This window comes from Nocardia jiangxiensis NBRC 101359 (assembly GCF_000308615.1).
In the GTDB taxonomy this organism is placed as follows: domain Bacteria; phylum Actinomycetota; class Actinomycetes; order Mycobacteriales; family Mycobacteriaceae; genus Nocardia; species Nocardia jiangxiensis.
Genome location: NZ_BAGB01000138.1, coordinates 1 through 10,437, shown reverse-complemented (window position 1 = coordinate 10,437; position 10,437 = coordinate 1). Strand labels below are relative to the sequence as shown.

Here is a 10,437-nt window from a genome sequence, read left to right as displayed (position 1 = left end):
GCGCTAAGCGGAAGATGCGCCGGCTCGATGTCCGCGAGGCCGGAATCCGCTGGATGCGCTGTGCCCCGGTGGATCCCGGCCTCAGGTGCTCGAGAAACACCCCCCGCCCGGCGTGACGGCGGGCAGGGGGTGTGGTCAAGCGTGCGGATCTCCCGTTCGGATCAGTAACCCGGAACGCCCATATCGGATGGCCGATTGAGCTGGTGGTTGTTATCGCACAGCTGATGGAAGTCGTGGATCGGCGCGAGGGCATCGCGGTAGTCCGCGGCCTCCTGGGGGTGGGATCGGCTGTACGACTGCCAATCCGCGTCACGCTGGCCCTCGGGCAGTTTGTTCAGGCGCTCGAGTTCGGCCTCGAGATCCGGGTGGACCGACAGATACGACAAGACCTGAGGATCCGCACCTGCCTGGGCCCGGCGGACGGCGTCGCCACCGCAGGCGTAGGGGTCAGTGGGGATGCCGGGCGCTGAACCTCCGCCGGGTGTCGGATAGGCCGCCGCGACGCCCGGCAGGGCGATGGCGAGTGCGGCCAGGCCGGTGGTTCCGGCGGCGAGGATGAGGGCGAACGGGTGTTTCATCGGGGCCTCTCGGGTCGAGATCGGAACGTTGGCGGCGCAAGCCGGGTGCTGGCCGGAGAATTCGTGGTTCCGAATGCACGGTAGGCGCGAATCCAGGACCGCTGGAATATGATTCGGTAAATATCCATTCAGTGGGAGATACGGGTTTCGAGCCTGCCCACGCCCCGGATTTCGGCCACGACGGTGTCGCCGGGGGAAAGATAGGCCCCGTCCCAGGCGGCGGCTGTGCCCGCCGGTGTGCCGGTGAGAATGACATCGCCCGCCCGCAGAGGAACGATCCGGGACAGATATTCGATCTGCTCGGCAATCGAGAAGACCATATTCGCGGTCGTGGACCCCTGCCGTCGTTCGCCATTGACCGACAGGGCCAACTCCAGGTTCATCGGGTCGGGAACGCACTCGGCCGGGACGATCGCCGGGCCCAGGGGTGTGCAGCCGGCGTAACTCTTCATGGCGAGCCGGTCGGGGAAGAAAGGAGTGTCGTCGCGGTGAGCGAAATCGCGGAGCGAGAGGTCGTTCGCGACGGTGTATCCGGCGATGACCCGATGCGCCTGCGCTGCGGGGATGCGGTCGGCCTCGCGCCCGATGATCACCGCGAGCTCGACCTCCCAGTCGAGCCGCTCGCACCCGTCCGGGCGGGCCGTGGCACCGCGATGCCCGGCCAGCGAAGCGGGTGGTACCAGGAAGTACATCGGAGTACGGGGTGCGGCAAAGGTTTTCGTGCTGCGCATTTCCCGGATGTGGTCGTGATAGTTGGTCGCGGCGCAGTAGATCGTGGGTGGATCGGTGATCGCGGGCAGGAAGTCGACCGCAGTCTCGGCCAGCCATCCGGTATCGCCGACGCCGTCGTTCCTTGCGTATTCGAGGAGATCGCACCAGCGATCCCAGTCCGTGAGGGCGGCGCGGATGCAGCTGGGCGGGGCGCCGGCGCCGTGGCGGCGGGCGGCTTCGGCGAGCGGCAGGACGAATCCATCTGCCCAGATCGCAAGTGCCGGAGTGTTTTCGAGCAGGATTGTGGCCAGGCCGGGCGCTGGAGAAACCGTGGAGATTCGCACGGTGCGAAGTGTACGAAAACAGCGATATTCGTTGGCAATAGCCGTATCGCTGAATGGAAAGTCTTCGGTGTTAACTGATTCGCGGCAACTCGGGGCAACTTGTTGCGAACTTGTTCGTCGGTGCCGAATACTCGTCGAGGACATTGTGATCCAGGACACGCATCGAACGGCAATGGATCTTCCCCTGGCATTCCGTTTCGGCGTGGCGAATCTCTTCTCCAGAATCAGGTTTCAGATGAAGAACGACCCAATGTGTACAGGAGCATTCTGTGCCCATCCGGTGCAACTCGGCGTGCGTACCGCCAGTGTCGCCGTCGCCGTGATCGCCGCCATCGGGCTGCTGTCGACCGGTGCCGCCAGTGCGGACACCTTCGTGCCGCTGCCGAACGGCGAACAGGTCGGCGACGGGGTGAAGCTCGATCGTTTCGGTGAGTCCGCGTTGCTCTTCCCGTCGATGTCGGACAACGGCGCGGGGCGGGACGCCATGGTCAGCGGCACGGTGACCGCCCAGGTCACCGCGACGCCCACGGTGCCGCACACCGGGCCGTTCATCATCCCGCCCGCGAATACCCCGGGCAGCAACAATTCCTCGGTGCACGGATCGTCGCAGCTGAATACCGGCTATATCGTCGGCTGCCAGGTCAGCATCGGCACCTCGGCGATTTCCGCGGGTGCCGGCGTCAGCCTGTCCACCACTCAGGCCGGGGCGAATGGTTCGATCAGTCTGCAGCTCGGTCCCGGCCAGGTGACATTCGTGGAGTTGTCCTACAAGGACATTCTGCATCCGGGCACCTATTCGATCGTCTATAAAGACGTCGAGATTTCCATACAGGGCTGCGGCGGTTACGCGCAGGCCCGTGCGTACACGAATGTCGACATCACCGGCGATTTCTATTCCCGGACCACGCTCTACGGGCAGCCGTTCGGCATCGGATGATGCTTCGCTTCGCTCGACATCCCTCCCGCCGAACACGAGCCGAATATCCAGGACCCACAGATGACTATTCATAAGTATTTCCGGGCGGCCTGCTTGACCGCCGCCGCCACCACCGCGATCGGCCTGCTGTCCACTGGGGCCGCCGATGCGGACACCTTCATTCCCTTGGCCAACAGCACAGTGACGCAGACGCTCACGGACGGCACCGTCGTCACGCTGAGCCTGACGAACGACAGTGCCAACCTCAGCCCGTCGATGGGCAGCACACCGCTGCACCGCAACGCCTGGGTCTCCGCGCGAGCCACGATGCACGCCACCAACGGCAAGCTCATCGACGGGTGGTACCTGCCCGGCTATATCGTCGGCTGCCAGATCAATATCAGCGGCGGCGGGGCGGGCGGTACCGCGAGTGCCACCGACAGTTTCTCCTCGAATTCTGTCACCGCCAGTACCGGCACAACTGCGACGTTGAGCCTCGGTCCGGGGCAGGAGCAGTCGTTCAGCCTGCTCGACGTCGAACGAGCGGATCCGTTCGGCGCCGACGCCAACTATCCGTTCAATTACTTCTTCCACACCAATGACGCCGGTATGAGCTGGATCAATACCACCATCGCCCTGAACGGTTGTGCCGGATACGCGCAGGCTCGCCCGTTCATGAAGGTCCGCGTCCAGACCGATACGGCCGTCGGGCAGATCGCTGTCTGGGGTCCGGCCTTCAGTCTCGGCTGAACTGTGGCTCGCCACCACTGAATGATTTGCGGCCGGATTATGCTCCGCGGCAACGGCTTTCCCTCATCGGCCGTTGCCGCGGGTCGGGGCTGGGCGTCGGCGCGTCCGGTTCCGGTCCATGCGCCTCACGCCGGGAATTTGCACAGCGGCGTGCCGGCGAGGGCATCGCCGGTACGCCGATGCGCACCACTCGGTCCAGTGGAGCCGCGGATGATCAGCTGGGCCTCGAGCCCGAAGGCCGCATTGCGCGAAGGCGGTGCGCCGCGCATGAGCCGGCTCAGCTCCGCGAAGGCGGCTGCGCCGACCGCGCGCAGCGGCGCAGCTACGGTCGTGAGTGGTGGCGCATGGAAATCTGCCCCGAAGATATCGCCGACGCCGACCACACTGATATCGCCGGGCACCCCGACTCCGGCCGCATCCAAGCCGCGAATGACACCCATGGCGAGCAGATCATTGAAGGTGAGCACCGCGGTCGGCGGGTAGTGCAGGATCTTGCGCGCCGCGCTCCTGCCGCCGGCGATCGTCGGCGGATACGGTCCGATCCGGTTGACCTTCATCCCGAGCCGGGATCCGTTGTCCAGGATCGTCCGCCAGCGATGGCCGTCCGACCACGCCGCAGCTGGTCCACCGACGTAGGTGATCATGCGGTGGCCTAGCTGACGCAGATGTGCGAGGGTGGCCCGCACCCCGACGGAGATATCCGGGACCAGGCAGGACAAACCCTGCACCGGCCGATTCAGGACCACAACCGGCATCTTCTCCGCCACGGTGCGCATGGCTCGATCCGAGATACGGGAGCCGGACACTACGACGCCGTCGGCGATCGGCAGCAGCCGGTTCAGCAGATCTCGCTCGATCTCCCCGGACTCCTGAGCGTCGAACACCGCCGTGGTGACCCCGGCGGCCTGCGCGGCCGACTGGATGCTCTCGATCAGCCGGAAGTAGTAGGGATTGGCGATATTCGAAACGACCACAGCGATCGTGCCGGTGCCGCCCGACGGCATCGCGCGATGCGCCGCCTCGGTGCGGTAGCCGAGCTCGGCCGCCGCGGCGCGCACCCGGGCGGCGGTCTCGGCGCTGACTCGTCCGGGCCGTGAAAATGCCCGGGACACAGTGGATGTCGCGACTCCCGCCGCGTCGGCGACATCATAAATGGTGACGGGGCGGCGCGGGCTAACCATGGCGGCCTGGATATCCGGACGCATCGGAACCGGCGAACGCCATACCTTTTCGCAGCATGGGGAACTCCTCGCAGAAAAATGCGACGTGGCGGCCTACCCTCCGCCGCGTCGCCCGGGCGGGCTTGCGACCGGGCATGGACAGCATGCTCGAGGCAAATCCGCGGCCACCAGACGCTTTCCACTCAATGAGTAGTTTCACCGTTCGCGCTGCTGGCCGCCGGTATGTGACGTACCAAGAGGGTTGACAAGCCTACCAAGTAGGTAGTTTGCTTCATGGACCTGGTATGTATCACTGAAAGGATGATCCGATATGACGGAGAAGTGGACATCATCCGGACGGTCGCCTGTGCGACGGCGCCCGAACCTGTCCGGCGTCGAGTAGGGCGCGCCGAGCATGGCACGGTCATCCAACGGCGAATCCGTGCTGTCCCGAGTGGTGCGCATCTTCGAGGCCTTCGGCCCGGACACCCCCGCGATCACCGTCAGCGAGCTCGCTCGCCGCGCCGATCTGCCGGTGGCGACGACCTCACGGCTGGTGAGCGAGCTGGTGAGCTACGGCTGGCTGCGGCGCGACGGGCGTCAGCTCCGGACGGGGGTGCGGATGTGGGAGCTGGCAGTGCGCGCGTCGCCTACCCTGGGCCTGCGGGAGGCCGCCATGCCGTACCTGGAGGACCTGCACGACGCGGTAGGCCACCACGTGCAGCTCAGTGTGCTGCAACATCACGAGGTGCTCATCGTCGAGCGGCTGTCCGCGCCCGGCGCAGTCCGCAATATGAGCCGCTTCGGAGGACGGCTGCCGGTGTATGCCGCCGCGCCGGGACTGGTGATGCTGGCGCATTCGCCGCCGGGGCTGCAGGACGGCGTGCTGGGGCTGCGTATGCGTGCGTTCACCCCGCACACCGTGACCGATCCGCGTCGGCTTCGATTGCTGCTCAGCGATATCCGGCATCGCGGCTATGCCTTCTGCGCCGGATACATCAACGTGGAGGCGGTCTCGGTGGCCGCGCCGATCCGCGACCGCGACGATCAGGTGGTGGCGGCGCTGTCGGTCATCGTGCCGAACGATTCGAACGCCCGCACGCTGGTCCCCGCGGTCATCGCTTCTGGGCTGGGCATATCGCGATCGCTGTCCGGTATCGCGCGTATTGTCGCCCGGCAGGCGCAGTAATCGAGGCAGATGTCGGGCCGTCATTCCCGAGTGCCTCGACCGGTGATTCCCGCACGCGGTCAGCCGGAATCGGTCGATCGCACTGGGGCACAGTAAATTTCAGTCTATTCGGGGTGACCTCGCCAGGGTGACGGTGAAGCCTCCCGGACTCATTCGGGTGCGGTTGCTGCGGTATCGACCTGGATAAGCCGCGGGCCGCCCGCCGTGGACTTCAGCTGCGCGCGCAGTTCCTCCAGTCCGGTGACGGCGGTTGCGGGCACGCCGTATCCTGCGGCGAGTGCGGCGAAATCCAGCCCGGCAATTTCGGTGCCGGGCACGTCGGTGGTACCCAGGAGTTCGGTGAACCACCGCAGCGCCCCGTACACGCCGTTGCGCAGGATCACGAACGTGACCGGGATCCGGTAATGTGCTGCGGTCCACAGGGCGGTGATGCCGTAATTGGCGGCGCCGTCGCCGATCACGCCGACCACCGGTCGGTCCGGCCACGCCAGGCCGACCCCGACCGTCGCGGGCAGGCCGAAGCCCAGACCTCCAGCGGCGGGCCAGAAGTACGATGCGGGCCGTCGCAGGTCCATCTGCCGCCACCAGGCCGAATTGGTCGACGTCGACTCCACGACATAGCAGGTGTCCTCGGGCTGGGTCTCGCGCAACGCGGCGAAGACCTGTTCGGGGTGCACTGTCTCGGTGGCGGTCACGGGATCGGGTGCGGGCAGGTATGCCTGGCACGCGGCACCGCGGGCGGGTATCCGGTCCAGCAGCGCGGCCATGACCGGTGCCGGGTCCGCGACCAGCGCGTCGCCCATCGGCGCACGTGCTGCGGCCGCCGCGTCGTCGGTGACCTGAACCAGCCGCGCTCCCGCGGGGAGGTAGGCGCCCGGCAGATGCTGGTGATACCGGAATACCGGCGCACCGAGTACGAGGATGAGATCGTGTCCGGCCAGGGCCTCGGACACCGCGGCGATACCGGCGGGCAGCACGCCACGAAAGAGCCTGTGGCGGTTCGGGAACGGTAGCCGGTGCGGTGACGGCGCGACCCAGACCGGCAGGTCAAGATGCTCGGCCAGATGCACCGACCGCTCGAACAGCCCGGCCGCGTCGATATCGCCGCCCAGCACGAGCACCGGATTGCGGGCTCCGGCCAGCGCATCGACCAGGCCGGTCAGTTCGGCGTCCGCGGGGTTGCGCCCGAGTCGGACCTTGCGGTCCAGCACTGTTGCGGCGTCGGCGTCGAGCTCGACGGTCCAATCGTCATAGGGCACTGACAGATAAGTGGGACGGCGCTGCAATTGCGCCTCGAACAGCGCCTGGGCCAGCGAGCGGGGAACGTCTGCGGCGCAGGCCGGTTCACCGGCCCAGCCGACCAGCGGGCGCATCAGCTGGGTCGGTTCGACGTTGGCGAGCATCGCTTCGAGCCCGATCGCCGAGCGCACCTGCTGGCCGGCGGTGATCAGCAGCGGCGTGCGTGAGTACACGGCATTGGTCAACGCGCCCATCGCATTTCCCGATCCGGCCGCGGCATGCAGATTCACCAGCACCGGTCGTCCGGTCGCCTGCGCGTAGCCGTCGGCCATGCCGATCACCGCACCCTCGTGCAAGCCCAGCACATAGCGGAACGTGTCGGGTAATTCGGCCAGGAACGGCAGTTCGTTGGAGCCGGGATTGCCGAAAATTGTGGTCAGGCCATGACGCTCGAGGAATTCGTGAGCGATTCGGCGCGTGGTCGGCATGGACTGTACTCCTTGGACTCGATTCGAATGTCGGCCGAATCCGTTGTGGTCTGGAGACATTCGGCAAATACAGGGGTACGCCGGAGCACGGTGAGAGCAGCCCCGGCGGACCCACTGTGCCCGCGGTCCTGCCGATGGCCGGGTGGTATTGCCGGAAGGGTGTCTCGGCTGGGTTCTACCGGCCGCCGAAGCGGGCCGTCCCAGCATCGCCGCACCGCCGGCGCGGTGGCCAGAGCCGTTCCATCCAATGACCGGAATATCGGAAATCGGGCAATTCGAATCGGTCCGGAACGCCGATGGCATCGGACCGCGCGGGGCAGTATTCCGCCCGGATGATGACCGAATACTTGAACCGGTCACCGCGGTAGTGAATGTGTGCCGTGTCGACCACGCAATCGGATTCGTCGTGGGCGACGAAGGCGCACAGCAGGATCGGGCGCAGTTAGCGCGACTCCGAGCAGCCCAGCCTGCTCGGGGGCGGCGAGCCTGGCCTCGACGTCGTTCTCGATCCGGCCGATGTGCACCCCGGCCCGCTGCGCAATGCCTGCGTTATCGGAGCGGTGCGCAGGTCCTCGTCATCGATCGCAGCCGCGTGCTCGGGCAGAATCCTGTTGTTCGCGCAGCTGATGGGTTCGCTGTTGCTCGCTGCGCAGCCGCCCGAAATACATCACTCGGTCAGCACCGCAACCTCCTCTCGGACGACCACCTCCACCCCAGCGGGGACTGCTGGGCTACAACGGCATCCACCGAACCGAACACAGTCAGCGGCTGACGCGACGCCGAGGCCTTGACCGTGACGAAAATGCCCTGTCGGCGGCGGCGCACGATGATGCCCTCCTCCTCGGGCACCTCGCGAGCCTGGCGCATGGTGACCACGCTGATGCCGTAGTGGGCGGCGAAGTCATCCTCGGGGGTAGGCGGTCCGGATCGCCGGGCCTGCGGCTGAATCGTGGTGCGCAGATGCTGTGCGACCTGGTAGCACAGCGGCAGCTCCGGTCGGGATCAACGGCTGCGGGTGTGAGGGTGGGCTGGGCCGGAATTATCCGATGAGGCCCGGTGCACGCCTGCCAGACGGAGTGGTGGCCAGGCCACAGGTGGGCAGCGGTGCGGTCGAAGTCGGTGACGGCCAGAGGCCAGCGGCCAGCGCAAAGCCAGTGTGGCAGTGATCTTCTGGGGGTGTCAGATCCTGGGTGCTCACCTTGGCGCAGGTGTCCGCGTCCGAGCCGTGCGCGGACCACATGTTGTGCAGACTCGCCGAGGAGGCCCTCGGCCTTAGCCGCATACACGCGGTGGACAATGCCCATGAATTCGGGTATCGCGTTGCGGTGGTACCAGGGCGGCCGGAAGGTGTCCTGACCGACGAGCCAGCGCGGCGCGAAGATCACGAAGTCGGCGTTGGCCTGGCCCGGGGGCCGACGCGAGGTGAGTACCGTCTAGATCGAGGGATCCGGCTGGTCATAGGTGTCCGCGCCCATGATGTTGGAGCGGGCCATATCGTACTTGTAGACCGCGCGCTTGCCCTGCCAGGCAACGACATCCAGGGGGAGTGGTCGTGGTCCGCGGCCCACAGCTGCGCGGCGAACTTCTGTACAGCGGTTCGGGTCGGCCACGGCGTCGGGCAGCGGTGCGCTGCGCAGCCCCTGGACGGGAGGTCATCGACGACGTCGAAGCTGAGATCGATGCCCGCAACAGCGAAGATCGCCCGGCAGCCCACTTCGACCCTATCGAGCTGGGCGGTGTGATCGTCAGCATTGTGAACCCGACATGGCTGACGCACACCAAGCGCAGAAAGGCGAAGAAGGATATGACTGCAGCCGAACTCGCTGCCGAAGAACCCTCAGTCCGCCGGACCGCGATCGCATCACCGCCGCTGTCATCGAGGCGATAAAAGATGACGAACCCGAGACCTGAGCTCCGCCACGAGCCACCTCGGTGTGTGTGATGTGAAGTGCAGCTACGGATGGTTATGCATTGCCCTGGGCGGCGTCAGCAAACACCTGCAGCAGCGCGCTTCGGCGTGGGAAACCTGGGCAGGGTGGGCGAGGAGCCTGGTGCGGGATTGGAGGTCGGCATGGCGAACCACGACATCCTCCAACGGTACGGCCCCACGCCCCGCACTCCGGTAGTCGTGGAACGGGGAGTTCGTCTCTCTCGTACGGGTTTCGGCGGGATCCATCGGGGACGTTTCGCTGCACCGGGTCGGCGTCGGCGCTTCGTGGTGCGGCGTGGCTCGCCGTGCGGAATCTTACGGTCTGCGCCGCCCCGAGTTCACAATCCGAGGTCCTCGTGTCGCGCGGGCGGGTCGAGTGTCCCGTCCAGCGCGTTGCCCTGTACCGGGTCGGTGGCGATATCGGGGCGGTGGTGTTCGCGCACGATATGTTCGGGGGTGGTTCGTCCCGGCGCATCGGGCCTCTGATGAGGGATCGAAATCCCAGGGTCAGTACAGAAGTCGCCGGAACGAACCTTCGACGGGGCGAAGCGACCAGCCGGCAGCGTGCCCCGGCAAGGGGGTCTGGTCACGGTGCCGCCGCCTGTTGAGAGGACTCCAAAGCCCACGGATTCGCTAAGGAGTCACCGCGATCAGACCGAAGGATCGGATCAACTGGTGCGCAGGGTATCCGAGCCATCGAATTCCGACCCTTGTGAGATAAGTAGGATTCGCTTTCTGAAGGTCGGCCTTCGCGCGCCCGAACATCTGGCATGAATCGCCGATAGCTCACAGAGACCGAGAAGCAAACCGGCTTCGCACCGGTTGTCAGCCACCTGACCTGTTCCGCTGGGGACTGAAGCCCGGGCGGATGGTGTGAAGGCGATCTGCTGAGTCGGTCATCGTGGTGATCGTGACGGGTGCGGTCCACCCGCAGGGCAGCCCGCAGAATCCGATCGGCTCAGCAGTAGTCGAGCTGTCGGCGAAAGTGGTGATCCGCAGGGTTGCTTGTGCGGTGTAGCCACAATTCGGGCAGTTGCCGAAGTAGTTGAGGATCTCCATGGTTCGATGCTGAAGGGCAACTCCGGGAGCGTTTTCAGATGTCATGTTGGCGGACCGAGATGGTGTGAAGGAT

The 10,437-nt window shown here is 66.1% G+C and carries 10 protein-coding genes and 1 pseudogene; 3 read left to right on the top strand and 8 right to left on the bottom strand.

Features of this window, described 5'->3' with window-relative positions; translation table 11 throughout:
• Positions 1 to 161 precede the first annotated feature (161 nt).
• A complete protein-coding gene (locus tag ON40_RS34850) occupies positions 162 to 578 on the bottom strand; it encodes a hemophore-related protein (RefSeq protein ID WP_040829526.1) in 417 nt (138 codons plus the stop codon).
• Positions 579 to 706: 128 nt separating this feature from the next.
• Complete coding sequence (locus ON40_RS34845; RefSeq protein WP_051194024.1) at positions 707 to 1,633, bottom strand: fumarylacetoacetate hydrolase family protein; 927 nt, start codon at positions 1,631 to 1,633, stop codon at positions 707 to 709.
• Positions 1,634 to 1,883: 250 nt separating this feature from the next.
• Between ON40_RS34845 and ON40_RS34840 the strand changes: the two genes are divergently transcribed.
• Together ON40_RS34840 and ON40_RS34835 are read left to right on the top strand one after the other, a co-directional pair.
• Complete coding sequence (locus tag ON40_RS34840) at positions 1,884 to 2,570, top strand: MspA family porin (protein WP_040829528.1); 687 nt, start codon at positions 1,884 to 1,886, stop codon at positions 2,568 to 2,570.
• Between the two features lie 60 nt (positions 2,571 to 2,630).
• Positions 2,631 to 3,299: an MspA family porin gene (locus tag ON40_RS34835; RefSeq protein ID WP_040829525.1), complete on the top strand. Its 669-nt coding sequence runs from the start codon at positions 2,631 to 2,633 to the stop codon at positions 3,297 to 3,299.
• Between the two features lie 125 nt (positions 3,300 to 3,424).
• Here the strand turns inward: ON40_RS34835 and ON40_RS34830 are convergent, their stop codons facing one another.
• The gene (locus ON40_RS34830; protein WP_040829527.1) at positions 3,425 to 4,480 is read right to left on the bottom strand and encodes a LacI family DNA-binding transcriptional regulator; all 1,056 of its coding nucleotides are present in this window, start codon (positions 4,478 to 4,480) and stop codon (positions 3,425 to 3,427) included.
• Between the two features lie 394 nt (positions 4,481 to 4,874).
• On the opposite strand from ON40_RS34830, the gene ON40_RS34825 reads away from it, so the two are divergent.
• Positions 4,875 to 5,648 carry an IclR family transcriptional regulator gene (locus tag ON40_RS34825; protein WP_040829524.1) on the top strand — a complete coding sequence of 258 codons (774 nt, stop codon included), beginning with the start codon at positions 4,875 to 4,877 and terminating at the stop codon, positions 5,646 to 5,648.
• A 149-nt stretch (positions 5,649 to 5,797) separates the two neighbouring features.
• Here the strand turns inward: ON40_RS34825 and mdlC are convergent, their stop codons facing one another.
• The 5 genes and pseudogenes from mdlC to ON40_RS54040 form a co-directional block, all read right to left on the bottom strand.
• Positions 5,798 to 7,375 carry a benzoylformate decarboxylase gene (gene mdlC, locus ON40_RS34820; RefSeq protein ID WP_040829523.1) on the bottom strand — a complete coding sequence of 526 codons (1,578 nt, stop codon included), beginning with the start codon at positions 7,373 to 7,375 and terminating at the stop codon, positions 5,798 to 5,800.
• Positions 7,376 to 8,050: 675 nt separating this feature from the next.
• On the bottom strand, positions 8,051 to 8,251 hold the full coding sequence (locus ON40_RS50415) for a hypothetical protein (RefSeq protein ID WP_051194022.1): 201 nt from the start codon (positions 8,249 to 8,251) through the stop codon (positions 8,051 to 8,053).
• Positions 8,252 to 8,640: 389 nt separating this feature from the next.
• Positions 8,641 to 8,796 (bottom strand): annotated as a pseudogene (locus ON40_RS56270) (homogentisate 1,2-dioxygenase domain-containing protein); the annotation flags it as partial.
• A gap of 12 nt (positions 8,797 to 8,808) precedes the next feature.
• Positions 8,809 to 8,943 carry a hypothetical protein gene (locus tag ON40_RS55880; RefSeq protein WP_308418321.1) on the bottom strand — a complete coding sequence of 45 codons (135 nt, stop codon included), beginning with the start codon at positions 8,941 to 8,943 and terminating at the stop codon, positions 8,809 to 8,811.
• 1,187 nt (positions 8,944 to 10,130) lie between these two features.
• The coding region (locus tag ON40_RS54040; RefSeq protein WP_218008906.1) for a hypothetical protein at positions 10,131 to 10,437 on the bottom strand (307 nt) is incomplete at its 5' end.

What these genes read in the sequence shown, in the direction of transcription:
- ON40_RS34850 (WP_040829526.1), bottom strand. Translation starts at nt 578, where the DNA reads ATGAAACACCCGTTCGCCCTCATCCTCGCCGCCGGAACCACCGGCCTG.
- ON40_RS34840 (WP_040829528.1), top strand. Translation starts at nt 1,884, where the DNA reads ATGTGTACAGGAGCATTCTGTGCCCATCCGGTGCAACTCGGCGTGCGT.
- ON40_RS34835 (WP_040829525.1), top strand. Translation starts at nt 2,631, where the DNA reads ATGACTATTCATAAGTATTTCCGGGCGGCCTGCTTGACCGCCGCCGCC.
- ON40_RS34830 (WP_040829527.1), bottom strand. Translation starts at nt 4,480, where the DNA reads ATGGTTAGCCCGCGCCGCCCCGTCACCATTTATGATGTCGCCGACGCG.
- ON40_RS34825 (WP_040829524.1), top strand. Translation starts at nt 4,875, where the DNA reads ATGGCACGGTCATCCAACGGCGAATCCGTGCTGTCCCGAGTGGTGCGC.
- mdlC (WP_040829523.1), bottom strand. Translation starts at nt 7,375, where the DNA reads ATGCCGACCACGCGCCGAATCGCTCACGAATTCCTCGAGCGTCATGGC.